This window comes from Bacillus sp. R86525, from assembly GCF_042466195.1.
In the GTDB taxonomy this organism is placed as follows: Bacteria; Bacillota; Bacilli; order Bacillales; family Bacillaceae_G; genus Bacillus_A; species Bacillus_A nitratireducens.
Genome location: NZ_JAXHPX010000010.1, coordinates 394,760 through 420,790, shown reverse-complemented (window position 1 = coordinate 420,790; position 26,031 = coordinate 394,760). Strand labels below are relative to the sequence as shown.

20 protein-coding genes and 6 pseudogenes are annotated in these 26,031 nt (G+C 33.2%); 22 read left to right on the top strand and 4 right to left on the bottom strand.

What is annotated here, in order from left to right; all coding sequences use genetic code 11:
• From SJY24_RS32065 to SJY24_RS32020, 10 genes and pseudogenes are all read left to right on the top strand, one after another.
• The coding region (locus SJY24_RS32065; RefSeq protein WP_377867629.1) for a hypothetical protein at positions 1 to 1,542 on the top strand (1,542 nt) is incomplete at its 5' end.
• A 23-nt stretch (positions 1,543 to 1,565) separates the two neighbouring features.
• Positions 1,566 to 3,788 (top strand): hypothetical protein, encoded by a 2,223-nt coding sequence (locus SJY24_RS32060; RefSeq protein ID WP_377867627.1) that lies wholly within the window; start codon positions 1,566 to 1,568, stop codon positions 3,786 to 3,788.
• A gap of 11 nt (positions 3,789 to 3,799) precedes the next feature.
• Positions 3,800 to 5,719 carry a cell adhesion protein gene (locus SJY24_RS32055; RefSeq protein WP_377867625.1) on the top strand — a complete coding sequence of 640 codons (1,920 nt, stop codon included), beginning with the start codon at positions 3,800 to 3,802 and terminating at the stop codon, positions 5,717 to 5,719.
• 9 nt (positions 5,720 to 5,728) lie between these two features.
• Positions 5,729 to 6,112 (top strand): hypothetical protein, encoded by a 384-nt coding sequence (locus tag SJY24_RS32050; protein ID WP_377867623.1) that lies wholly within the window; start codon positions 5,729 to 5,731, stop codon positions 6,110 to 6,112.
• Positions 6,113 to 6,125: 13 nt separating this feature from the next.
• Positions 6,126 to 7,046 carry a hypothetical protein gene (locus tag SJY24_RS32045; RefSeq protein ID WP_377867621.1) on the top strand — a complete coding sequence of 307 codons (921 nt, stop codon included), beginning with the start codon at positions 6,126 to 6,128 and terminating at the stop codon, positions 7,044 to 7,046.
• A gap of 308 nt (positions 7,047 to 7,354) precedes the next feature.
• Positions 7,355 to 7,843, top strand: a complete 489-nt coding sequence (locus SJY24_RS32040) for a phage holin family protein (RefSeq protein ID WP_377867619.1) — start codon at positions 7,355 to 7,357, stop codon at positions 7,841 to 7,843.
• A gap of 92 nt (positions 7,844 to 7,935) precedes the next feature.
• Positions 7,936 to 8,985 carry an N-acetylmuramoyl-L-alanine amidase gene (locus SJY24_RS32035; RefSeq protein ID WP_377867617.1) on the top strand — a complete coding sequence of 350 codons (1,050 nt, stop codon included), beginning with the start codon at positions 7,936 to 7,938 and terminating at the stop codon, positions 8,983 to 8,985.
• 509 nt (positions 8,986 to 9,494) lie between these two features.
• Positions 9,495 to 9,731, top strand: a pseudogene (locus SJY24_RS32030) (hemolysin XhlA family protein).
• The gene (locus SJY24_RS32025) at positions 9,731 to 9,970 is read left to right on the top strand and encodes a holin (RefSeq protein WP_377867615.1); all 240 of its coding nucleotides are present in this window, start codon (positions 9,731 to 9,733) and stop codon (positions 9,968 to 9,970) included. The pseudogene SJY24_RS32030 and the gene SJY24_RS32025 overlap by 1 nt, the downstream one beginning before the upstream one ends.
• Positions 9,967 to 10,089: pseudogene (locus SJY24_RS32020) on the top strand (N-acetylmuramoyl-L-alanine amidase); the annotation flags it as partial. The gene SJY24_RS32025 and the pseudogene SJY24_RS32020, both read left to right, overlap by 4 nt.
• A 135-nt stretch (positions 10,090 to 10,224) precedes the next feature.
• On the opposite strand, the pseudogene SJY24_RS32015 reads toward SJY24_RS32020, so the two are convergent.
• A pseudogene (locus SJY24_RS32015) lies at positions 10,225 to 10,411 on the bottom strand (hypothetical protein).
• A gap of 100 nt (positions 10,412 to 10,511) precedes the next feature.
• Here SJY24_RS32015 and SJY24_RS32010 point away from each other — a divergent pair.
• On the top strand, positions 10,512 to 10,643 hold the full coding sequence (locus SJY24_RS32010) for a hypothetical protein (protein WP_377867613.1): 132 nt from the start codon (positions 10,512 to 10,514) through the stop codon (positions 10,641 to 10,643).
• Between the two features lie 744 nt (positions 10,644 to 11,387).
• Here SJY24_RS32010 and SJY24_RS32005 read toward each other — a convergent pair.
• The gene (locus SJY24_RS32005) at positions 11,388 to 11,957 is read right to left on the bottom strand and encodes a TetR/AcrR family transcriptional regulator (RefSeq protein ID WP_377867611.1); all 570 of its coding nucleotides are present in this window, start codon (positions 11,955 to 11,957) and stop codon (positions 11,388 to 11,390) included.
• Between the two features lie 401 nt (positions 11,958 to 12,358).
• Between SJY24_RS32005 and asnB the strand changes: the two genes are divergently transcribed.
• Complete coding sequence (gene asnB / locus SJY24_RS32000) at positions 12,359 to 14,185, top strand: asparagine synthase (glutamine-hydrolyzing) (protein ID WP_377867609.1); 1,827 nt, start codon at positions 12,359 to 12,361, stop codon at positions 14,183 to 14,185.
• Between the two features lie 216 nt (positions 14,186 to 14,401).
• Positions 14,402 to 14,956 (top strand): streptothricin N-acetyltransferase SatA, encoded by a 555-nt coding sequence (satA, locus tag SJY24_RS31995; RefSeq protein ID WP_377867608.1) that lies wholly within the window; start codon positions 14,402 to 14,404, stop codon positions 14,954 to 14,956.
• A 232-nt stretch (positions 14,957 to 15,188) separates the two neighbouring features.
• Here satA and SJY24_RS31990 read toward each other — a convergent pair.
• Positions 15,189 to 15,639 (bottom strand): annotated as a pseudogene (locus tag SJY24_RS31990) (hypothetical protein).
• A gap of 247 nt (positions 15,640 to 15,886) precedes the next feature.
• On the opposite strand from SJY24_RS31990, the gene SJY24_RS31985 reads away from it, so the two are divergent.
• A complete protein-coding gene (locus SJY24_RS31985) occupies positions 15,887 to 16,246 on the top strand; it encodes a DUF3796 domain-containing protein (RefSeq protein WP_200509731.1) in 360 nt (119 codons plus the stop codon).
• Positions 16,236 to 16,436 (top strand): helix-turn-helix transcriptional regulator, encoded by a 201-nt coding sequence (locus SJY24_RS31980; protein WP_001128812.1) that lies wholly within the window; start codon positions 16,236 to 16,238, stop codon positions 16,434 to 16,436. The genes SJY24_RS31985 and SJY24_RS31980 overlap by 11 nt, the downstream gene beginning before the upstream one ends.
• 363 nt (positions 16,437 to 16,799) lie before the next feature.
• Here SJY24_RS31980 and SJY24_RS31975 read toward each other — a convergent pair.
• Positions 16,800 to 17,651, bottom strand: a pseudogene (locus SJY24_RS31975) (right-handed parallel beta-helix repeat-containing protein); the annotation flags it as partial.
• A 241-nt stretch (positions 17,652 to 17,892) separates the two neighbouring features.
• Between SJY24_RS31975 and SJY24_RS31970 the strand changes: the two are divergent.
• The 7 genes and pseudogenes from SJY24_RS31970 to SJY24_RS31940 all read left to right on the top strand — a co-directional run bounded on the left by SJY24_RS31970 (position 17,893) and on the right by SJY24_RS31940 (position 25,971).
• Positions 17,893 to 18,696, top strand: coding sequence for an HNH endonuclease (locus tag SJY24_RS31970; protein WP_377867605.1), 804 nt, complete (start codon positions 17,893 to 17,895; stop codon positions 18,694 to 18,696).
• A gap of 210 nt (positions 18,697 to 18,906) precedes the next feature.
• Positions 18,907 to 19,080 (top strand): annotated as a pseudogene (locus tag SJY24_RS31965) (HNH endonuclease); the annotation flags it as partial.
• A gap of 42 nt (positions 19,081 to 19,122) precedes the next feature.
• Positions 19,123 to 19,524: a (deoxy)nucleoside triphosphate pyrophosphohydrolase gene (locus SJY24_RS31960; protein WP_377867603.1), complete on the top strand. Its 402-nt coding sequence runs from the start codon at positions 19,123 to 19,125 to the stop codon at positions 19,522 to 19,524.
• 258 nt (positions 19,525 to 19,782) lie between these two features.
• The gene (locus SJY24_RS31955) at positions 19,783 to 22,359 is read left to right on the top strand and encodes an McrB family protein (protein WP_377867601.1); all 2,577 of its coding nucleotides are present in this window, start codon (positions 19,783 to 19,785) and stop codon (positions 22,357 to 22,359) included.
• Complete coding sequence (locus SJY24_RS31950; protein ID WP_377867599.1) at positions 22,352 to 23,569, top strand: McrC family protein; 1,218 nt, start codon at positions 22,352 to 22,354, stop codon at positions 23,567 to 23,569. Before SJY24_RS31955 ends, SJY24_RS31950 begins: the two co-directional genes overlap by 8 nt.
• Before the next feature lie 422 nt (positions 23,570 to 23,991).
• Positions 23,992 to 24,444 (top strand): JAB domain-containing protein, encoded by a 453-nt coding sequence (locus tag SJY24_RS31945; RefSeq protein WP_098588520.1) that lies wholly within the window; start codon positions 23,992 to 23,994, stop codon positions 24,442 to 24,444.
• A gap of 525 nt (positions 24,445 to 24,969) precedes the next feature.
• Entirely contained in the window at positions 24,970 to 25,971 is a 1,002-nt protein-coding gene (locus SJY24_RS31940; protein ID WP_377867597.1) for a LacI family DNA-binding transcriptional regulator, read from the top strand.
• The last annotated feature ends 60 nt before the right edge of the window (positions 25,972 to 26,031 follow it).

The following is a 26,031-nucleotide window of genomic DNA, read 5'->3' as shown; positions in this document are numbered from 1 at the left end:
GCATATGATACTGCTGATTCAGATTTCGCAGATTCCAGATATGTAGCCACAGAATCACGATTAGGAGACTTTGGAGTGGGAGATGGGGAGAAAACAAACTTTATTATTCCTACTTCTCCAATCATTGCGAGTTCGTTATCTATTTATATAAATAGTATCTATCAAGAAAAAAACACTTATACAGTGGATGGTCGAACCGGATTAATTAAATTTAATAAACCAGTAGCAAAAGGGGCTAGAGTGACAGGGGAATATCGTTTAACTAACGATGCATATGAACCAACGAATGATATTATTTTCTTTACGTACACTCGATACTTTATTGAAAAAGAAGTGAAAATTAGTGATTCAGATGCAGATTTAGGCAATGGTAATGGTACAAAAACAGCTTTTAAATTACCATACCCAGATTTTGATGAAAGCCGTTTTGCAGTATACAAAAACGGAGCAATTTTAGAGGCAAACAACTATACATTTACAGGCGATACTATTATTTTCAAAGTTGCTCCTGCAAGTGCAGATAACATAAAAATTGCAGGCACACGCTTGCTAGAATCTAGTAACGGTAGCGATGTAACAGAAATACTAGCTGCAAAGACATCATTTGACGTACAAAGTACATCTAAAGTCCTAGCTGAAATCTTTACATCTATCAATTTTGTGAATGCTTCTCCATATACAGTACTAAGTTTGACACCCGAGCAAAGATTCACAAAGGATTGGAAACGTGATTCTGTTGTTTACATGTACGGTAACGCTCATAAAGATCGTGTCGTAATGTTTATGCGAATTGATCCAACACCAAGCCCTGTACGAGCTTTGTTTGTTCCATTGTACATAGGAAGAATGTATACATTTGATAATAAACCGCAAAAGAATTTAATTATTATGGGCGGCTGCCGTTCTGGGGAAGAATTCAACAATTCTACCAAAAAAATCGGTAATGCAAATATGGACTATGGTGAAAACACATCCGGTGGAAATCTTACGCCTGTTTTGTCCCAATCATTAACCGGATCTATGTATCAGCAGCATTACCTTGCGTTTATTACTCATAATGCCGATATCGATAGTGGACAAGGGAGATTTAACCCTTCTATGTATAGCGGTAAATACCATTTATCACAAATTTATATCGTACACCCTAATGATGGATATGTAGGGAAACTTGACGATGTATATGCTGTACACCCAAAAAATATTCAACAAGCAGACGAGCTTGAAATCGAAAAAACTGTAACGGATGAAGTAATCGGTAAAGGCGATGGAACCAAAAAGATATTCCATTTAGAGCACAAACCAAAAGGAGATACATTGAATCTATTCATGGATTGTAAGGAAGTTCCTAAAACGGCTTATGACTATAATCCGGATGATAAAACCGTAACTTTTAAGGAATTCCCTGGTGGTGAAATTCTAGCTAATTATCAAATGGCGCAATTATATCGCTACACATTGCCAACAACAGCGGTTTCTCCATTCACAAGTAAGTTTACGCCTTTTAATCCAATTGGCCTAGCAATCTATAAAGAAGATATTTAAACAAGAAAGGGGGAAGGCAAAAGATGAATGAGAAAAAGTATTCAATTGCTGCCCCTTCTTTATTTATAAATGAAAAAAATCATATAGTTTCTGTTAGTCCAGGCTTACCATATGAAAAGACTTATTGTATTTCAATTTCAATTACTAATCCTTTTGGGAAAAATGAGTATGAGTTTCCTGTAAGTATGCCGCCTAATTCAAGATTTAAGGCTGTAAAAGAAGATTCTGCTGATGTATTTGCAACAAAAGTAAATAGGATTAAAGGTGTCTTCTCTGATGTAATTAACCAAGCTTCCAGGGACATTGAAGTTGAAGCAAATATGATAACGTTAAACGCTTTTAGTATAGACCGTAATGTTAATATAGATATTTCTGAAATGGAACACTCCGTACAATCAAAATGCTTTGCAATAGATATTACAGATGATGAGTCAGCAAAGCAGCGGAGACGTATTTTTGATATGGACCATGCGACAGAAGAACTTGTAGATAAACCATTTGATACACATGAAATTACAATTGTAAATAAATCTATTGTGTCTAGAACTACAGACGAATATGAAATGAATGAAGTCATAGAAGAAGAGCTTCTTCATAAGAAAATTCGTGAGTTTGCTACAGAAGTAGAAGAACTTCCCGAATGGGTAAAAGTAGCTCGTGTATTGTATGGAGAAAAATTCTACGAAAGTATATTAGCAGACCGAAAAGAGAAAGAACTGCAGTCAAGTATGTTTGAAAATGACACGGGTGAGATTGTAATTAAAGAGTTAGCTACGGTAACAACACATCCTTTAGAAAATGCGGATAGATGTATTCATGAAGTAGCTGCTTCTTATGAAGAATATGATCTATTTAACGATCTAGGACTACCGGTTTATTTACCTGATTATGATCTATTTGCAAGAATCCAAAGAGAATTAAAAGCAGACTATGCAAAAATTGATACTGCAGATAGAAATATTATTCAAATTGACGGGGGGGCAATATCATTCGAATTAGCTGAAAGAGAACAGATAGAAACAATAGCGGCAGTTGTAACCTATGAAACATCAATGCGAAAAAACTTGTTTTTAAAACTAGAAATCTTTGATATAGAAGATGCCAAAAGAATTCAAAATGAATTGATAGCATCCTCTGTGCTTTATGAACACGCAAATAAAATTCACTTATGTCATGAAAGTGAAATTGAAGATGAAACACAATCAATTCGAGTTACAAATGAATTAACCGGGAATTCTATAGAGGGAATGGAATTGATGGATGATAAGAGCCGTGAACTTCCTATTGATGTAGTCGATACTGCAGGTGATTTTGTTTTAACTCGGGATCTTATTGCAGAAAATATTATTGAATTTGATAATGCTACTCGTGAAAAAGAACTAATCCATACCATACTAGACAATGAAACCAATGCTCACAAAGTATTACCAGAAATAATAGCAGATTCCATTGAATCACGGGGATTTAATAGGAAATCACAAAATATCCATTCATACATTACAACAGATGAATTGAGCGCACGAGAAACCAAACAAATTGATGTTATAGAGGGAGAATCCTCTACAGCAGATAGAAGTATCATCGAAGTAAAAGCCCAAAATGAAGAGATGGATTTATTTGAAGGTATGGGACTACCTGTTTATTTACCCGATTATGATTTATTTGAAAGGGTTAAACGGGAGTTGCAAGCAACGACGGTGTTGTCCGATATAATGGATCGTTCTAAAGTTACTATAAATTCTGGAATCGTTGATACCATTGATATGGAGCGTTACGCACCAAATATTATGACGGATGTTTCCGGAATAATAGATTTTAAAAGACCTGTATTAGAATTAGATTCACAAATCGCTAATGATTATGATGCTGCTGACACACCTGTAAAGCAGTCTTTATTACAAGAACTAGATACATTTGATAGAAATGTACGTGTAGCAACTGATATAGAAGAATTCGAGCGATTTAATAGTGATACTTGCATAGAAAGTTCAGTAGAGGAATTTGAACCATTCGAGAAAGTTCTTGGAATTAATACTGAAATTACCGAAAGTGAAAGGTTTATTATTAATAAATTCATTGATACAGAGTACATGCAATTTGATGATTTTCTTGTTAATGATATTTACCCTACTGAAATCATTGAAGTTGATGAAAATAGAAAAGTTCAAAAAGAAAAACCAAAATTATGGTTACGTCATAGCCGTTCTTCATGGTGGACAAATTCTAATTGGAAGAAAACAAGATAGGGAGAAATAAAATGGCGAAAATCGGGGATATTTTAAAGCAACCAGAACCAGGTTGGAAACGATTCGATGATACAACCCCCCTTATTTCTTACAAAGGTACAAACTGGTATTTACTTTCAAGGGGCGTAGTACCAAATAGTTACAACGAAACACGAATGTGTCAACGTGATGATCCAAGCAAAGGTTCTGTAGAATTTTCGTTTAATGGTACAGGTATTCGAGTAATTACCACCCAGCAAATGAATAGATCACCAGATGTTTTTGTTGAGATAGATGGAATTCCCTCAGGGAGCTATTCATCAGGTAACTTTTTGATGATTAAAAACCAAGTGTTATTTTATGAAAAGGTAGGGTTGTCTGAGGGAGTTCATACGATTAAACTAACGGGGAGTTATATGGAAATGGATGCGTTTGATATCTTAAGAGGAGATATAATTCCTCCTCCTATTAAGATAGGGGATATTCTAAAAGAACCAGAACCAGGTTGGAAGCGTTATGATGATAACAATTCTTTTATTACGTATGAAGGTAATTGGCAAATAAATTTATCTTCTGCAGCCGCTTATTCCGGTAAATACCATGTTTGTAGTGGTAAATCAAAAATAAGTTTCTCATTTGAGGGTAGTAAGCTTCGTATAATAGGCGGTACTAGTAGATATTGGACTGGCACTGTTTATGTCGAGATAGATGGTGAAATTTGTGGTTCTTATACGATGGATGATCCCGATTCTTGGGGGGAATATTCTATTCTCTTATATGAAAAAAACGATCTACAGTACGCAACTCATAATGTGGTCTTATATGCAGATGATACGAGTACTTTAGATGCCTTAGATATCGATGATCTCGGAAAGTTGTTGCCGCCTAGACCAAAAGTTTCGTTATACAAAAAGCAAAGCGGAAAAATCCTCGTAGATGATTTTAATTCTATAAACCCGGAATGGATTATATCACCTTCGGATTCATTTAGTATTGCTGCGAGAAAAGGCTTTATGAGATTGAATCATTCGGCTGATAGAGATGTAATGTTATTAATCGATAAGCCGCAGGGAGATATAGCAATACAAGTCATTGCTGATTATACCCCTGATGTTGAAGAGGATAAGGGCGGATTGATCATATATCAAAATGCTGATAATAAAATAGAATTTCTTGAATCTCATTCTATGAATAGTTCTAAAGAACACAAGGAATGGCTTGCTACTTCTATTGGTGAACAATGGGACTTTTACAGCAAAGTGGATGCTACTCTTGATTATGCAGATAGCGACAAATTAGAAGCGACTAAAATCGGTGTTGTATTAAAGAAAGGTGTCGCAGATCCATACAAGCCACTAGATATTGATCGTATCATTATCACGAGTGGCCACAAATTAAAGTTAAGACAACTGTTCCCAAATAACAGAGTAATTTTAAAAGATGAAAATGGCACTACACTATCTATTAATCAAGTGGGCAAATTAAATACCGGTATAGATATAAACTTACCATCTTTAGAGTTTCAAGGGTCCATTGAAGTTTACGATGAACAAAATAGACTTATTGCAGAAAAGAAAACTCTATTTTATGGCGGTGACATCTATAATATGGGTTCCCCTATAAAAATCATAATGGACTCTAAAGAATTAAACGATACTGATCCAACTGATTTAGGCTATATGATTGAGGGAAAAAGAATCATTAAAATGATTGTCCAAAATGAAAATTCTGTAGCCGTGCAAAATCTAAAAATTTCTATTGAGCAATACATGGAAAAGGTGGGATATACGTGGGCAGATATTTCGTTAGATAACTTAGCTATGGTAAAACAAATTTCAATAAATACATTAGGCGCAAATAGTTTTAGGGAGTTTTGGGTGCTGGTAACTAAAGATTTAAACTACATTGGTTTTGAGCCTATTTTATTTAACATTAAATTGCAACATGATTGAGGTGTTTATATGGGTACTGAAATGAAAATTAATCGTTCCAAAGGAAGAACAGGTGATAGTTCATCCCCTGTACTTATTGAAAAATCTGAGCAAATACTTGTACAAAAAGGACAAACTCAATACCTTTCAATTAATATGGAATTTAATAAATTTGACATTCGAACTATACATGTAACAAACAGCAAGAACGTTGAAGCTATCACTACAATTTTTGATAAGAAAAAGGATGGTCTGCAGATATATAAGAGTCTTCAAGAAAAGAAGACTTACGATATATTAGCCATTCCTTGCGAAGATAAAGATACAACAAGTTCTGCACATTTGTATATTGAAAACAAAGGAAATGAACCGGCCTTATTTACGTTAATTATTAAAGCAGTAAGTTTAAAATAAAGGAGTGTCTTTTATGGAAGAACATATTTTTAAAAGATTCACACCGTTAAAAAAGGATATATTTAATCTGGTTATTAACGAGATGTTACGTGTTGGTTGGAAACAGATAAATGAAGGGAAATCAACTTCAAATGATGTCTATGTTATGTATTCGAATGGCAATGATGGTAAAAAAAATATTTATATCGAACTTATACCATATGATGGAAGGAATATGGAGGAAAGCCCAAAAAAAATAGATTTTGACGTTAGATCAACGATATATTCTGATGCCTTCTTTAAATTTTGTTATGGATACGATAAAGAGAAAGGCCGTGGGACTAGTTCCGATCAATCTTGGCCGACTAGTTGGTTCCGGGGAAGGAATTACAATGATGGATTCGCTTCAAATGGTCCTCAAATCGCTATAGATACTGAAATTGAATTCTATCTATTTGTTGATAAGGAAAAATTTATAACCTGTACAATTCCACCTATAAGCACAAGATTAGCTCCTGCTGTTACATATATTGGGGCACTAGGGGGATTAATGCTAGAAGAAAAACATGAACCATATACACGTGCTTTAGTTTGGTACGCTAGTGCTTGGAGTGGAAATTATTCAACCAGTAACAATGGCCTTACTTTTAATCGCCCAAAAGGATCTAACGATACAACTATGTCACAATCATATCGTAGTACTTGGGTGCAAATACCTACAGGATTAAATCCAAATATCGATAATACCTTTCTACTATCTCCGTTTTATATTTTATCAGATAGTTATGGTGTTCGTGGTAAGCTAGAAGGAATATATCAAACTAGTAATTCGCAAATAGTAAATGGTGACATATTAGAGATTGAAAGAAATAACGAAATCCATAAATATAAATATATAAATGCAACTGGTAGTTATGGTTCCTTACCTGCTTCGTTAGCATTCCGTATTGAATGAGGTGATTATCATTACTGTCTTTAAAGGTATTATTTTTGAGCCTGAATTCCTATCATTAAAGAGAAATTTAGTTCAAAGAAGCGGCAAAATTATTGACGATATTTTTTTTATCGGAAGTAGAAAACCTCTAAAACGAAACGGAATGATTTTTTGTGAGGATTTAATAGTAAATAATGATTCAAAACAAGAAGTGAGCTACCCTCGCCAAGAACCATTAGAGCATTGTTGGAAGAGACTAAATATGTAAATTCTAAGCTTACAACAGTAGGCTTTTTTATTATGACTAAAATTTGAAAGGAGGTGAGGACTTGGAAAGAATTCACGAACTCATAAAAGTATTGAATATAAGTGATGTTATTACAAGTACTCAATTTAAAGTAGGTGGTGTTATAAGTTGTGGATTAGGAACATTATTTAATTTTCTGTATGGGAAGATGAATTTAATTTGGATTATCATTTTGGTATGGGTAGTTATATTAGATTGGATAACTGGTAGTAAGGCTTCAAAATTAGATGGTACGTATTCATCACAATATGGAATTGAGGGCATTGCACGAACTGTGGTGCTTTTTTTATTACCTTCTTTAGCGCATTTATTTGATATTGCATTTAAACTACCAGAATTTTTCTTTTTTATGGTAACGGGTGGTTTAATTTATCATATTTTTAATAGTTTTACAGCCAATTGTGTACGGATTGGCTGGGATAAATGGATTCCTACTTGGTTGTTAGAAAGTGTATCTTCTGAAATAGAGGCGAAAATTAGAAGATCAAAATCTAGAAAAGAAAAAAATTAAATAAAGACAAATATAAAAAGTGATAGTAAAAGGAGCAGTCTCAATTGAGGTGCTCTTTTTGTTTATGCAAATATTAAAGGGGAAAATACGAAATGAAAAAATTAATGAAACAATGTAGCGCGTTATTTATCATGTGTATTATTTTATTTTCTTCTTCCGCAAGTGCTTTTGCAGATAGAGAAATGATTATTCCAGATTTACCTAAGCAAGGATATAGATATGGTGTGGGTGCATATGAGGGAGTAGTAGCACATTCCACAGCGACACCAGAAGCACCTGCTATCAATATTAGAAATTATGAAGCTAGAACATGGAGAAATGCATTCGTTCATTATGCAACGGATTGGGATGAAACAATTCAAATCGCTTCTACTAAATATCGTGCATGGGGTGCAGGTCCAGCGGCAAATGCTAGATTTGTACATGTAGAACTTTCTGAGACTAGTGACCCAATTAAATTCAAAAAATCGTATGAAAGATATGTAAAGTTACTTGCGAAAATTTTAAAAGATAGAAATATCCATCCGAGTGTTGGATTATGGACTCATAAAGATATCACATACAAATTAGGCGGTACAGATCATGAGGATCCACAGGGGTATCTTGCTTCACATGGTGTATCAGAAGCTCAATTCCGTTCTGATGTTTTAAAAGCATATAATGGTCATTCTGTCACTGTGGAAGTAAAACCACAACAACCATCTGAAAGTGTAACGGATGTAACGGGATTAGCTTATATCGATGGTTTAAATGTAAACCTTCGATCTGGACCATCCACAAGCAATGATGTCATTCGTAAGCTACAAAAGGGTGAATCATATAAAGTCTTGGGTAAAGTAGGAAACTGGTTGAATCTTGGAGGGAATCAGTGGATTTATAACGATTCATCATACATTCGCTATAAAGAAGAATCTTCATCTGTGGAAGGTAAACATGTAGTTTCTAAAGTGAATGACTTACGATTCTATTCAAAAGCTTCCTGGGCTGATAGTGATGTTGTAGGAACTGTCGATGAAGGTTTAGGGTTCACTATCGTTGATAAAGTATCTGTAAATGGTTCACCACAATATAAAGTGAAGAATAGTAGAGGTAATGTGTTCTATATCACAGCTAGTTCTTATTATGTATATGTGAAGTATTGAGTAATGGAAAAGAAGGATTTAATAGGAGTATTGAATCCTTCTTTTTAAGATCTAGTTAAAAAGTTCCTGCAGTACGTTCTGTTAAATACTTAGTATCTAAATAACCTAGGTCTTGAACATGTTGATGGGATGACCTTAGAACAAATAGAGTTTGAATTGCATTATAGTACAGTCTATATCCAACGCAAACATGCTGAAATAAGAAAGGTTGTCAAGTTTTTAGATGGAATTTAATGTTACCTTTTTGTAGGATACATGCTGTGTACAAAAAGTATTGAAAAAGTGAGTTATAGTCGTAATATAAGATTTCGACGAAAGAGTAGTTATTTTTATGGTTGCTCTTTTTCTTTAGAGGTTCCTACAGAAGTAGATACTGAGGATACTATTGAGGAACATATTGGGGTGACCGATAAACCAGAAGGGATTAAATAATGAAATGCAAAGTTAAGCGTATGCAATGTAGGCTTTTTTATTTTAAATTAAATAAAAAGTGGGAAAGAGGTGGAAATATGGATGGTTTACAAGAGGTGAAAGGTGATGTTCAGGAAATAAGAGAAGATATTAAGGACATACGATTAGAGATTAGAAGTTTAGAAATGCGGACAACAGGTAATGAAAAAGACATTATTAATATCAATAAGCAATTAGATAAGATTAGTGCTAATACAACATAGATCATACGCCTTATTATTGGTGGACTTATTGGAGCGGCCCTTGCCTTCCTCATGAAAGGAGGCAGTATGTAATGATTGAAATTACGGCAATGATTGGGGTTGTTGTAGGGCTATCACAAATAGCGAAAACAATGGGACTGCAAACAAAATATATTCCGTTATTTAATTTAACGCTTGGCATTACGCTAGGCGTATTATTTTTGTCTCAAGATATTAAATCAAATATACTTCAAGGAATCATTATTGGACTATCAGCAAGTGGATTATTTGACCATACAAAAATAATAAAAAAGGATGCTAATAGGAAATGAAAAAGAAATACAAACATATTTTATCCATAGTTGTTGCTATGATTTTAGTCATAGCAATTGGACCCAACACATTTGCTGATAGAATTCTACGTATTCCTGATGTACCTAACCAACCCTACGTATTAAAAATTTTAAAAAGCCCCTCAATAATGTTAAAGGGACCTTGCTCACGCAAATGATCTGTAAATTAATTTATCTTTGATTTACAGATCATTTGTATGATAATATTTATAAAGAATTGCTAAATAATGAAATTACATAAATGCTTTTAGAAGTTCTTGAATTAATGGGATTGCTCCACCTACAAATTTTAAAACTGCCATTGCGATTTCCATAATATTCTCTCCTCTGTTTTTGTATTAAGATGTGTTGAATCTTTATGCCCTTATTATAGTAAGCGCTTACATATATAACAATACATTTTTGTATGCAATATTGCATATTTATAGGTTTAGGCAAAAAATATATCCCTATTAGTCATTCTTTAATGTTACCATACGGAGGTGAGAGTCTTTAAGGGTTCTCCCTAATAGGAGGAAATATGGAAAGAGTGCAAGTGATTGACAGTAATCTGAAAATTAAAAATTGGGCTAAACAGGTATTAGCTGTAGGAGGAATATTAGGATTCTGCTACTTGGTATTATATGTTTTTAGTTTCTTAGTTGTTATGTAAATATTATATAACTAAACTAGTATAGTCTTGCCTTGATAGGTAAGGCTCTTTTGTTGTTATATCTGAGATGAGTAAACTACATACAAGACCTCTCAAGTTTGTCAGGTACTATGTATGGTGCCTTATTTCTCTATATTTTAGAACACTAACTCCTATCATTGAAAGTAAATAAACCTCTATTTAAAAATTTCCATTTATATTGAAAACACAATTGTATTGATAAAAAATGTGTGTTTATTAGATACATCTTAAAAAGACAAGCATAAGTTATATGACGTTTTGGTGGAATTTTTTTATCTTTGAAAAGGATTTAAATCTTACAAATAGATTTGATCCCTTTCTGTATACCGTAATTCCTATATTAGCATATAAATATAATATACTAAAAATAATTTAAAAGCAAGAATATTAGTAGGGGTCCACCACATGCCCATTAACTTAAGACTTTAAAGTAGCCCCTAAACGAATAATTTTTTAAAATTGATTGCTAGTAAATAAGAAAGGTTGGCAAATCCCTAACTAAAGAAATTTCTTCAGGTAAGCAAATCAATAATATATCAAAAGGTCCTTTACAAAATTTATTACTCTATGGACAATCATACGGATTGGGATTTTATTAGTTATTCCTAAATAAACATTGGATATTTCTTATATTTGTCCAGACTGAAAAGAGCTCATAAAAAACACCATTATTCGTGCTTTTCTATATATTTGTACCACAATTACTTTTGTATGTGATTAAAACTAGTTTTTAAGAAGCATATGTTTTAGCAACTGCAGAAATTCTTTATCACTTTTATCATCTTTCATATAATCCTGTTCATAGTTAAAAATCATTCGCACTAACATAAAAGCTGTTAGCGGTAATGGTACCTTCTGAAAAGCCCCTTGCTGATAACCTTTTTCAAGCAAATTACTTATCATTTTAATTGCTTCTTCTTCAGATTTTTTTAAACAAGCTATAATTTCAGGTGAATGGTACTCTTTATATTCTTGAAAGAGTGTAGAAACAAATGGGTCTTGATGATATTCTAGGCTGATATAATGAAGGATTTTTTGTATTCGTAGTAAAACATCCTTTTCCTCTTTATATAAATCAAATAATTGTGAGCGTTTAAGTTGAATATGACGCATATAGCAGTCACATAATATTTGAGTTTTATCTGTATAGTAATAATAAATAGTTCCTTTACCAACTTTAGCTTTCTTTGCAATTTCATCAACCGTTGTGTTACGGACACCACGCGTAGAGAACAGTATTGTGGCAGATTGAATGATTTTCATTTTTTTATTTTCTTTTTCTAATTTTATCATCGTCTACACCCTATCCTTGAAATATTTAGCGAAGTTTTCTTTCATTACATTCTCTATCAGTCTATTTGTCATTTATTAACGCCAAATAAAAAGTCCTCTAGTTGCTTCTTATAGAATAACACACATCATTCTTATATCTAGTATATAACCATAATAGAATACGATTTTACATCTTAAGAATAGAAATGAGAGTATGAGATCATAAGTTATTAATTGGACGATGAGAATTCAAGTGAAAGGAAATGGCGATCTCCTCATCGATTGAATAATTTGATTTTTTACTTAATTCATTTTATTATATAAACATGACTAAAAGATGTTTTTAGTCGGATTTTTTACGAAAAGCCGACTGATATTTGATTTCAGTCGGTTTCTATACTATTTGAGAGAAGGTAGACACTATGTGTGGAATTGCAGGGTGGATAGACTGGTCTAAAGACCTGTCTCATGAACAAGAAACGTTAAAAAAAATGACAGATGCTATCATTCACAGAGGACCTGATGCAGAGGGGCATTGGTTTTCAAAACGAGCGGCATTAGGTCATCGACGTCTCATCGTCATTGATCCTGAAGGTGGCCTTCAACCTATGCTGTATAAAGATGGAAATGATACGATTGGTCTTACGTTCAATGGAGAAATTTATAACTATCAAGAATTACGTAAAGAACTTGAGGAGAAAGGTCATGAATTTCAGACAAAGTCTGATACAGAGGTATTACTACATGCTTATTTAGAATGGCAGGAAGATTGTGTTCAACACTTAAATGGGATTTTTGCTTTTGGTATTTGGGATGAAAGATTTGGAAAATTGATGCTTGGTCGTGATCATCTAGGTGTGAAGCCTTTATTTTTCGCTCAAAGAGGGAGGGCAATTCTCTTTGGTTCAGAGTTAAAAGTTTTACTTTCGCACCCACTTGTAGATGCAGAAGTAGATAAAGAAGGACTTTCTGAGATATTTTGTCTTGGACCAACACGTACTCCAGGTCATGCGATTTTCAAGGATATACACGAGGTGCGTGCTGGCCATTATATGACGTTTACCTCTAATGGCTCAAATACGACACAGTATTGGAAACTTGAAAGTAAAAACCATATAGATGATATTAATATGACAGTGGAGACTATCCGCTCCATTTTACAAGATACGGTTAAACGTCAGTTAATTGCTGATAGACCAGTGGTATCTATGCTTTCCGGAGGTTTGGATTCAAGTGGTCTAACAGGTTTAGCAGGAAACGAATTTGGGAATAAAGGGGAACACCTTCATACATATTCTTTGAATTTCATCAATGATGAAAAAGACTTTGAGCAAGACTTCCTTCGTTTTGATCGTGATGAACCTTGGGTGAAACGTGTGGCTGAATATGTAGGAACAAAGCATCACTCTATAGAATTGGGATCAGATAGTTTAATAGAGCATTTATTAATTCCAATGCGAGCGCGTGATCTACCTGGAGTTGGAGAACTAGAAACATCACTTTATTTGCTATTTAAGGAAATGAAAAAAGACGCAACAGTTGCACTTTCAGGCGAATCCGCAGATGAAGTGTTCTCAGGATATCCATGGTTCCATCAAGAGAAGTTTTTAGATGCAGAGATATTCCCTTGGAGTGTTAATTTATGGTATAGTACAGAAATTTTATCAGAGGATTTTAAAGAAAAGATTAGCCCTGAAAAATATCAAAAACAAAAATTTGAAGATGCGGTTGCTGAGGTTCCTTTTTTAGAGGGTGAAAAAGATCTGCAAATGAAGCAACGTCAAATGTCTTACATGTTTATTACACGTTTCTTGCCATTTATGCTAGAACGAAAAGATCGTACAAGTATGATGAATGGCTTTGAAGTACGGGTTCCATTTTGCGATTACCGGCTTGTAGAATACTTATGGAATGTTCCATTCGAAATGAAAAGCATAGACAATATTGAAAAAGGTATTTTACGTCGAGCTTTTGAAAATGTACTTCCAGAGGATGTACTTTATCGCAAAAAAAGTGCATATCCAAGCACAAAGGATGCTTCTTATCTAAAAGGTATTAGTGATTGGATGCTACATGTGTTGAACAATCCTGAATCACCTATTTTGCCATTAATTAATGTAGAAAGAGTTCGTGCTATTGCAGAAGGAAAAGACGAAGTAATTTCAGGTAATGATGCACGAGGTATAATAGATTATTTACTTCAAGTTAATAGTTGGCTTCAGGAATATAATATTAAATTAGTATGGTAGATGTAATTTTCAAATAAAGAGAATAGCTGAAACATCAATGACCTAAGTGAACCGCACCTCCAATGTATTAGATAGTTATCTAATAATTGGAGATGCGGTTTTATTATTTTGATTTGCAATAACGCTAATCAGTTAGTAAATTAGAATTGAATAAGGGACATGGAAAGAACTAGGGGGAATAATATGAATTGGAGGTCCCACGTAAAGGAGAATACGATGAACCTTTTAATTAGAGAATTAGAAGTAGATGATTTAGACAATTTACCGGAGATTGATGATAGTTTTATAGTAAACTCCCGGTTACTTTTTTCTCTTTCAAAAGTAAATAAGCAAATAGAATATACAGTAGAAGACGTTCCAAGTTATGAGAAAAGTTATTTACAAGATCAATATGATGATGAACTAGCATACACTGAATATATAAATAAGCCTGAACAAGTAATTTACATAGCAATTTTACATGACCAAATTATAGGAGTAATGGTATTGAAAAAGAATTGGAATCACTATGCTTATATAGAAGATATAAAGGTGGATAAAAAATATCGTTCACTTGGAGTTGGTAGGAGGTTAATTGAGCAAGCAACGCAGTTGGCAAAAGAAAGCAATATGCCAGGTATAATGCTTGAAACACAAAATAATAATGTAGCAGCATGTAGGTTCTATGAAAAATGTGGGTTTGTAATAGGTGGGTTGGATTTTTTAGTATATAAAGGAATATATGAAGAAAGCGATGAAGTTGCAATGTATTGGTATTTGCATTTCAAATGAAAGTAAATCAAAACTCGAATATATAAATTCCTCGCTGTTACATTCGGGACAAGCAAATAACTAAAAGAAAAAGGAGGTTTCTTTCCGAGAGTAGGGGCATCTTTGATCTTGCTACCGATAATCAAATGATATGTGAATTAGATTTTGATATTGTATTCATCGTCTTTTCTTCAATTAAATAAAAAATACATCCTTATAGGGATGTATTTTTTACTAATAATAATGTTATAAATTATTCTACATGAACCGATATACTTTTAGATAATACTTGCATTGAGAAAGGAACTCTAGCTTCAAAAGCTATAGTGTTTGTTGAATTTGGTGTGTTTGAGAAGATGTAAGAATCCTTAATACGTAATCTAAATGTTTTTTCAGATCCGAATGGACCAGTATAAGAACTGACTTCGTCTAAAGAACTTCCTGCATATCTAACACCATTAACAGCTAAAGCCTCAGAATATGAATCTGGTGTACCTACTTCACTAACTTTCACATAAAGGTAATCGCCTTTAAGAACAGGAATAGATAAGTAAGAACTTGCTTGCACTATACATTTTGTTATTATCGCCTACAGCACTAATGCTAACACTTCGTAATGGAGAAGAATCCGCCTTTGAAATAGTTGGTAAACATGCTAGTGTAAGTGCAAAACACATAGCTAACATGCCCATAAATTTTTTCATATTAACAACTCCTTAGGTATTTATTTAACATCCTGTATTTTAAAGGTTAAAAATGTAAACTTAAATATTGTTATATAAAGAATAATTTTGAGGGCTATTGATAACAAAAGAATTGATTTAGATGAAGATATTTTATTAAATAGACGTATCGTTTATAAAAATTGTACTGTTTTCAGTCCTTTTTATTTTCAAGTTAATGTGATATATTCATAACATAAAGAGCGAAATATATCACATGGGGGTTTTTATGAAAAATAAGTTGTCTTATTTAGGATTCATCGGTTTTTTGGGTTTTTTAGGTCCATTTACATTTTTAGGTGATATTTCATGGGCATATTATTTTTTCGGTTTCTTTTTCTTCTTCTCATATGCAAAAGTAGTACCAGATGAGCTTTTTATGCTACATGTTCGCATCGCTGCTACAAGGGCTTTTTTCGTAGCGATAGTATTAGGTAGTTTACTGCTATTAAGTGTTTTTATTTTTGAAAGTTTACATATAATTCGGTTCTTCGTTATAATTTCAGTGTTCATTCCTTTAGGAACATTCCTAATCAATTTAGAAATATTTGAGCGTAGAGAAAAGAAAGGGATGCAAGATGCCACTTAAGACTCGAATGAAAGAATATAGAGTAAAGCTAAATATGTCGCAAGAAGATTTAGCCAAAGAGGTTGGTGTTAGAAGGGAAACAATAGGAAATCTTGAAAATGGAAAATATAACCCTTCTTTCAAACTTACTTATGATATTGCAAAGGTTTTAAAAGCACCTCTTGAAGTTCTGTTTTGGTTTGAAGAATAGTCCATGTATGAGTAAATGATTATGATAGACTTGTTCATGAGTTTTGAACAATCTTTTTTATAAAAACTAAATGCAGATTTCTAACAAAAGGCTCCATTTTGATTAAAACATTTTTCAAAGTGGAGTCTTTTTGTTTACCATAAACTATGGGTTTGTGGTTTTTGTTTAAATTTCATTACAAATTAACACCAATTTGCGAATACCTGGTTTGTAGATAAAAGAGAGCTGCAAACATCTGTATGCAATATATAAAAGGTGCCAATTCTATTGTTAATAATGGAGATTGATAGCTCCTCTACGTTCACTTTTATAGAAGAGGGGAGATGAAATAAGCTAAGATAAAGCTGTTTTAGTAAATTTGCTTCATTTTAAAATAAGTTTGAATGAAGGAGACAATTTGCTAAATACACTATGTTGTTCATTTCCCTCTTGATTCATACCTGCCTGATAAGATGTAAATCCGATATACGTTTTTCTTTTCCATTGCCATAAGCCATTATTTTGATCGAATTCACCATAGTATTGATTGTAATCCAGTTTGTTTCCTGTGTTTTTATTAAAATTATTACTGATAAAAATACGGCTATTACTAGCATAGATTTGGTTATTGGTAATTACATTGTTCCGGGTATCGTAATTTAATTCGATTTGGCCACTCTCTTGATCTTTTGTATCATTTTTATAAATCACATTGTTCGTAATTGTGTTATTTTCGGCATATCCTTGCTGACTATCATACCCACCAATTGCAATGCCACTCATAATTTTATTGGATATCGTATTGTCTCTTACAGTAATTTGGCTTGCACTTTTTCCTGCATGTTTGCTAGCTACTTCAATACCGAGATCATTTTCATAGTTCTGATTTTGCTCTATGATAATTTCCTTCCCATCATCCACGTAAATACCATCAGCTGAATACTCATTATAACTAGTATTATTGAAAGATGAATAGTAATGAACGATATTGTTACGAATAATTCCGTTCCGCGCTTGATCTAAAGCGGCTACTGGAGATATGCTTTCATGCCCAATAAGAACAATTCCAATGTTGTTATCATGCACTTTGTTATTGGTAACTTCAAAAGAATCCACATTCCCATTCACAGCAATTGATTCACTTTTTCCTAATTTCAAATTTGTTACTTCGTTATTGTCTATGACAAGATGATTTAAATTATTTTGTGCATGGGATGAAGTACCATAAAAAGCAATAAGGAATAATTTAGATGTTTCATGTGAAAAAGAGTACTAGATTTGATAATATTTTATTTGAATATAAACAGTTACTTAAATATTGATAAGATAAGTTTCCAATCTAATATATGGGGAGTAGAAAAATGAATTATTTTCTTGTATTTCAAAATAAAAGTTATAAGGAGGAGAGGGAGGATTTCTCTGGGCGCCACAAAAAAATAACAAGGGACAAACATTTCATCACTGGACAGATATGAAAATGATAAGAAAAGGTGACATCATTTTTAATAGTTTTAAAGGAAGGCTAGTATCAATTTTGGTTGCAAAAGAAGATTATAAGGTTCATGATAAGCCAATTGGACTGGAACAGACTGAGCTCTGGGAAAAAGAAGGATGGATTGTAAATGTGGAATACCATGATTTGGAGATTCCTATTATATATAAAGATTTCATAGAAAACATATTAAAGCTACAGGGTGAAAAATACGCTCCATTTAATAAGGTTGGGCGTGGTAATACTGGTTACCTGTTTAGAGTAACTCTAGAACTTGCTGATTATTTATTAACAATAGTTAAAGAAAAAAATGGGGATACTTGGAACAAGCTATCATACATAGGGGGTAGTGATGAAGAAACTATTCTGGAAGAAATAGAGAAGGATTTGTCGTATGTATTAGATCAAACTGAAAAAGAACAAGTTATAAAATCTAGAATTGGACAATCCATTTTTAAAAAGAATTTGTTGAAGAATGAAGAGAAATGTAAACTATGTGGAGTCTCTGATAAACGTTTTCTAATAGCAAGTCATATTAAACCTTGGAGCCAATCTAATCATAGGGAAAGGTTAGATATAAACAATGGACTACTACTTTGCCCTAACCATGATGCGTTATTTGATAAAGGTTTTATTAGTTTTGGAGACGACGGGAGAATTTTAATTTCGACCAGTTTAGATGAAGATTTAAAAATTTTCTTAAATATACATGATAGACTAAAGATCCAAATGAATGAAATACAGCGTCAGTATATGAAATGGCATAGAGAGAGTGAATTTCAGGATTAAGTGGCTAAAAAATTGTTGGGAGTAATAAGTTAAAGTAAATGAAAGGATTGAGCTACAAAGGTAGTATTTCATGGTTATAATAAGTGCTTTACAAAATATACAGTATATCAACGTAATGAGTATGTAGCTGAGCTGGCTAAAAGACGTGCGCAAGGTATATGGGAGTTATGTAAATAGCATGCTCCTTTCCAAGATAAAAAAGGGCATCCATACTTAGAAGCACATCATGTGAAATGGCTATCAGAGGATGGAGAAGATACGATTTATAATACTGTTGGAGTATGTGCGAATTGTCATCGGAAGCTGCATGTTTTAAATCTACATGAAGATGTTGCAAAATTAGAGAAGAAGCTGGCGCGATATAAGCAAGAAGACGAGATATAGAGAGTATATGTACTAAATAAGATGTGAAAGAAGTGACGATTCATGAAGAAAAAAGTATCGGTTGTTGGAGCGGTCATTTTTAATGAGAAGAATGAAATACTATGTGCATTACGTTCTCCTACAATGTCATTACCGAACTATTGGGAATTTCCAGGTGGAAAAATTAATGAAGGGGAAATGCCGCAAGATGCATTGATACGTGAGATCAAAGAAGAACTAGGATGTTTAATTACTGTTGGTGAAAAAATTGAAGAAGTGGATCATGAGTATGAGAATATTATAGTTCATCTTGCTACTTATAAGGCATACATAGAGTCCGGTATACCTAAGGCGCTTGAGCATGCCGAGTTGGTGTGGGTTCATGTTAATAATTTATTGGAGTTAAAGTGGGCACCGGCGGATCTTCCAACCGTGGGAGTTTTATGTTTGAAGTTTAAAAATTAAGGCCTGAAATAAGAAATAATGAGACAGATCTTTATAAGATATAAACTGTTTTGAAAGTAGGTGTATGACTCAGGTGGCTCAAGCTCATGACCTCCACTCTGTCAAGGTGGCGCTCTCCTAACTAAGTTATAGGAAGTAACTACTTTTCAATCTTCAAACCTAATCCACAAAAATTATTAATCTGCACCCAATTACTTCCTTCTTTTCTCCTCATATTCTATAATTAATCTATAAAATTAAATGGGGGTAATTTCCAATATGAAGCTTCAAATAGTGACCCAAAAAGCCACTCATTATGAACCGGATATTTTATTGCTTGCTGAGAAAGAAGCTGGACGTCAAGATTTCATAAAACGCTTTCCATTACACTCTTTAAGTGACCTTACCATAGAAGATTATGCAAATACTAAAACGAAAGATTGTTTCAATTACTGGCTCGAGCGAAAAAATATTTTAGGCGGCATTGGCGGAGCCAATTCTGCTAAATTCGGTATTTATCTTGCTCATACTGGTGAGTACTGTAAAAGTTACGGTAAACAAAAAGTGGTATTAAAAGATGAACAATTACAAGAAGAATTTAGGTTCCTAAAAGAAGGAATTTGTGAGGCAATACGACTTGCAAAGGAAGGCCGCATCTCTGAAATTGTTAAATTGAATTTACCAATTTATAATATGGTGCTGCTAAAAATTTTAAATATTTATGTTCCAGAGAAGTTTTTTAATATTTATTCACCACCAATTTTGATTGAGCTTGGGAAGGAATTACATATAAAAGATGAATTGCTTACTCCTCAGAATGCAATTGAGTTAAATCATGCAGTGTTGCATGCTATTAAGAAAGACGATGTTTTTTTAGGCTGGTCTAATGAAAAAATTTCAAGATTTATTTGGGATACATTTTCCGAACGAAATAAATCGCTTGATAAGAGTTTAAACTATTGGTTAGCTGGCCATACATATGGAAAAGATCGTTCCATTCAAGATTTTTTATTGAAAAACAATTGCATAGCGATAGGCTTTTTACATGAGGATTTATCATCTTTTCTAGAAGAAGAAAAGATTGAAGATATCATAGATGAGAAAGAAGAAACACCAGCAGGACAAAAAGCATTAAAGCGATTTTTAAAAATGAAAGAGGGAGACCTTGTTGCTTTAAAAACATCATTTACTCGTAAGGTTGATGGGAAGACAAGGTCAGTGTTACGAGTTAGTGCTGTTGGAAAAATTTCCAAAGATACTATTGATGGTTATGAATTCTCTGAAGAGTACGGGCATTTACTTCCTGTTGAGTGGATTAATACTGAAGAGAGAGAGTTCATAGGCTACGGAGGATATCGTAGTACATTAAATGAAGTGAAAAATAAGAATGTAATTAACTTAGTATTTATGCAGGGAAAGGAAATTAGCAATACGCCCCAAGAATCTAATGAAGTGTCAGACTCAGATCCAAGAAACTATGTATTTTTTGGTCCACCTGGAACAGGGAAAACATATCAAATTGTTGAACGTGCTCTTGAATTAATTGATAAAAGAACATATGAGGAACTGAAAGCAAATGGACGAGAGGCATTACAACAAGAGTTTTCACGTTTAACTAAAGAAGGGAACATTCATCTCGTGACATTCCATCAGTCCTATGGATATGAAGATTTTATAGAAGGCTTGAAATCTGATGGGAAAGGGAATTTTGTGCCAACAGATGGTATTTTGAAAAAAGCAGCGCTTGAAGCTATGTATGAAGGGATTCAAAGTACAAGTCAGGACTTTTCGAATGAAGTTCGTTTTGAGCAACTTTATGATTACCTGGTTGAAAATGGTTTGAAGAATAATATTCAATTTGAATCAAAAACAGGAACGACAAGTTTCATTTCATACATTTCAGAGCAAAATAATATAGTTGTAACGAGTGAAGATGTAAAAACTAGTTCAATAGTTTCAAAGAATCGTTTACTAAGCTTGTATCGCTATGTTCAGGAGCATGATATTGATTGGAAGAATAATACTATGTTTGTTCGTGAGGCGATTGGTGGGTGTAATCAGACGAGATATTGGTCTGTACTAAATTGGATATTAGAAAAAATGGAAGATACAACAGAAGAAGAAGAAAAAATTGAAGTTGAAGGGGAAGAGAAAAAGGCAATTATTCAAAAAGTGTTGCTGGAAAACGGTTCCTTTGATTATTCGAATGCGAAAAAACATGTTGTAATCATTGATGAAATGAACCGAGGCAATATTTCTAAGATTTTTGGTGAGCTGTTAACGTTACTTGAAGAGGATAAGCGTTTAACACAAAGTAATGAATTGATTGTTGAACTACCTTATTCAAAAGAGAAGTTTACGTTACCACCCAATCTATATGTAATTGGGACAATGAATACGGCAGACCGATCCATAGCACTGCTTGATACAGCGTTACGTCGCCGTTTTGTGTTTGAAGAAATCATGCCAAATACTGATCTTCTTGAATCGATCGGAGATGAAATTGATCTTGCTGAAATGCTTTCTGTTATTAATAAGCGGATTGAAGTATTGTATGATCGCGATCATATGATTGGGCATGCGTATTTTATAAACGCGAAAACTGATAATGAAGTTATATCTATTTTTCAAACGAAAATTATTCCACTTTTACAAGAGTATTTTTATGATGATTGGGAAAAAATCGGTCTTGTTTTGGGTGGAATAGGGAGTTCAAAGGAAGATCAATATATTGTTTATAAAGAAGAAGTTAATGTAAATGAACTATTTAAACAAAAGCCATCTATTTATATTCCTGCACTGTACCGGGTAAAACGAAAATTAACAGCACAAGAGCTAATAGCGATTTATGAATAAGACAATTATAGTACGTGAGGCGTATGACTGGATTACAGAAAATGACGTTACAGCAGAACAATTTGATGAGCTTATACGGTATATTGAAGAAAAATATCCAAATGAACAGGTGATTGATCAGAAGTATAAACGAATGCGCTTTATTAATTATGTTGGCGTTATACAATGTTCTGATGTGAGGTACGAAATTATTCCCAAAATAAAACTCTCACCTATTGATGATCGAAAGGCATTACTAGGAATGCTTTCAATTACAGGTTTTTTGCCGGTTTCATTTTATGAGGAAGTGCTAAATGGTGAGGATAGAGGAGAACTGCTTACGGCATTTCTTGCTACATTTCTTACTCGTTTGCTGAATGAACTCAGAAAAGGGACTTATAAAACATACGAACGTCATGAAGAAAACTTAAATACACTGCGTGGCAAACTCGAGCTTAGTAAACACGTTTATAAGAATGTATTTCAAAAAACAAAAGCATATTGTGCATTTGATGAATATACAGAAAATAACCCTTTAAACCAGCTATTTAAATGTGCATTGCTCATTGTAAAAAAGCATACAAAAATACATACTCTAAAACTTTATCTTGAGCGCTGTTTAGGCTACTTAGAACCTGTGGATGTAGTGTATTTCACAGAGAAGGAATTAAAGAGTATTACATTTAACCGACAGAATGAACGTTTTCGTCAAGCTGCTTTATTTGCTAAGCTAATAGTTGAGCGGGCAACGATTTATAGTAAAGGACAAGGAGCATCATCGTTCTCTTTCTTATTTCAAATGAATATGTTGTTCGAAAAGTATATTGAAGTAGCACTTCAAGAAGCTATGGGTAATAATAAAATAATTAGTCAACATGCAGAGAAAAGACTATTACGTAACAAGAAGAGTGGACGCCAGAATATTTTATTAAAACCAGATTTTGTGATTGATAATATGATAATCATGGATACGAAGTGGAAAAGTGCAACAAATAATGGAAGAAGTAGTTATGTTCAGAGTGACATTTATCAAATGTATGCGTATGTAACTGCTTATAAGGAAGTTCAAAGGTGTATATTGTTATACCCGAGACAAGAAATAGAAGCTGATCATCCTGTGTGGGAAGTTATCGATACAGAAAAAACTATTGAAATGTGCACGATAAGAATTGATGAATTTTCCGAGACTGTGCGAGAATTAGAGGGAATTCTACAAAAACAAGTTAAATAATTTTGTAAGGACACTCGATTGAATATGGGTGTCTTTTATTATATAAATCAAATCTCCTTTAGAAAAGTATGAATATTTAGTTTATTTTAATTGAAATAGAAATGAACTTATTATATAATAAGTTCAAGAAATTTTTTCCTTTTTGATCATTCCTAAATAACCACAAACCTTTCGGGTTTACGATTCATTACAAGGAAGTGTATAAAAAATATACACTATTTTGTATTATGAATGTATTCCTGGGAGGTTTTTTTGCGTTCTAGGAATAGGGCAAGTAATATACTAACAAGGATGTGATAGATTATCTTAAATTATTAAGAATTGTAGTGGGGAAATAAGAATTTTGAATTTCAAAATACACAAGAAGTTGAAAAAAGATGAGAGGTGCAATCTCGTCTTTTTTATTTCGAAAGGAGAAGGACATGGGTAAGAAAATTATGGTTCAATCTGTAAAGCTGGTAAAAGACAGTAATCGTATTTATGATATTGAGAAAAAGAAAATTACTTGTCCAGCGGATGCTGTACGCTTTGCACAGATTATATTTGATATAGAATCAAGGCCAAATGAAATTTTTGGTGTATTTAACTTAAATACAAAGAATGAAATTATTGGATGTAGTATTGTGTTCGAAGGAACTGTTGATTCATCGTTAGTCCATCCAAGGGAAACCTTCCGCACAGCAATATTAAACAATGCATCTTCAATAGTATGTTTCCATAACCATCCATCAGGACATAGTATGGAATCTTATGAAGATGTCGAAGTAACTAAGAGATTAAAGGAGTGTGGAAACATTATTGGTATACCTCTTTTAGATCATGTCATTATTGGAGATAACAGCTATGTAAGTTTAACGAAAAAGGGAATTATATAATAAAAGGTTATAAGCCAACTACAGTAAAGAGTGTGTTGTGTATGGAAGAATAAGAAGATTCTAAAGCGTCTACTCGCATGGATCTTCTTATTCTTTTTAATTTGTAAAGGCAATTCATACATGTATCTAAAATATGTGATCGGTGGTAATGGACAGGTTCAGAGATAAGAGATATAGGATAAGAGAAAGAGGCTTCATTCCTAATAAACTAACAATATAGCTTTAGTCTAAAGAGAGAAAGAATAGGCAAGGGACTTTAATTTGATAACATATAAATAGAAAAAGGACTGGAATATGGTCCTTTTTCTACTTTATCGAAGCATGATGCCCGTAAAAAGCCTTCGATACATGGGCATGTTAATAGGTTGAAATATCCACTTGTAACAGGTTGTTATGTAAATGTGAAGAACTACGCCTGAGAATACAAGTACTTACAAATTTTAAAAGATTTCCGTTTGGATACCAAGAAGCGAAATCTATTTATGATAAAATATAGAAAAAGATGATTAAGAAGGGATAATTAAAGTGAAACCAACAATTTATGATGTTGCTGAAAAAGCAGGTGTATCAATAGCGACTGTATCCAAGGTAATTAATCAAACAGGGCGTATTAGTGAAAAAACAATAAACAAAGTAAATAAAGTAATGGATGAATTAGATTATCAACCAAGTAGTGTAGCGGCAGCCTTAACAGGTAAAAAAACATATACGATTGGGGTACTTGTCCCAGACATCTCAAACCCATTTTTTGCAGAAGTAGCAAGAGCTTTTGAAAATTGTGCACGAGAATCCGGGTATACACTCATTTTATGTAGTACAGACCATCAAACAAAACGTGAGCACGAATACATTGATTTGCTATTTAAAAAGCAAGTAGATGGCATTATTATTGCAACGGATCTAAATGATTACAAACTTGTTAAAAAAATCGTAAATCGAGATTTGCCGCTTGTATTATTTACCGTAGATCATCCTTCCATCACAACACATGTTGTGACAACTGATGATATGAGGGGAGGCTATTTAGCTGGCAATTATCTAACGCAGAAAGGCCATACATCCTTAACGATTATGATGGAGAAGGATAGAAAAAGTAGCTTAGGAAGACTGAATGGTTTTAAACAAGCACTTACGGATTCAGGGGTTTCATTAGATGATGATGCTATCATTAGCTGCTATTCTACAGTTGAAGATAGCAAACGTGCAAGTAAAGAATTACTTAATTTGCCTAACAGACCTACAGCGGTTTTTGCTTGTACAGATTTGATTGCTATATGCCTTATGAATGAAGCAAGAAAACAAGGGCTTTCAATTCCAGAGGATTTATCAATTATCGGATTTGATAATACCATCTATGCTGAGATTGCAGATCCAGGGTTAACGACAATTGAACAGCCAATTACACAAATGGCAGCCTGTACGTTTGAACAACTGCTAAAAACGATGGAAATAAAGGCACATGCTAAGCAAAAAATTACAATTATTCCTCAGTTAGTAGAGAGATCCTCAGTAAAGGATATTACATGAAAACTTTTTTAATAGCCCACTTGAATGTAACGAAAAGAAGGTCATCGTAACCATGTACAG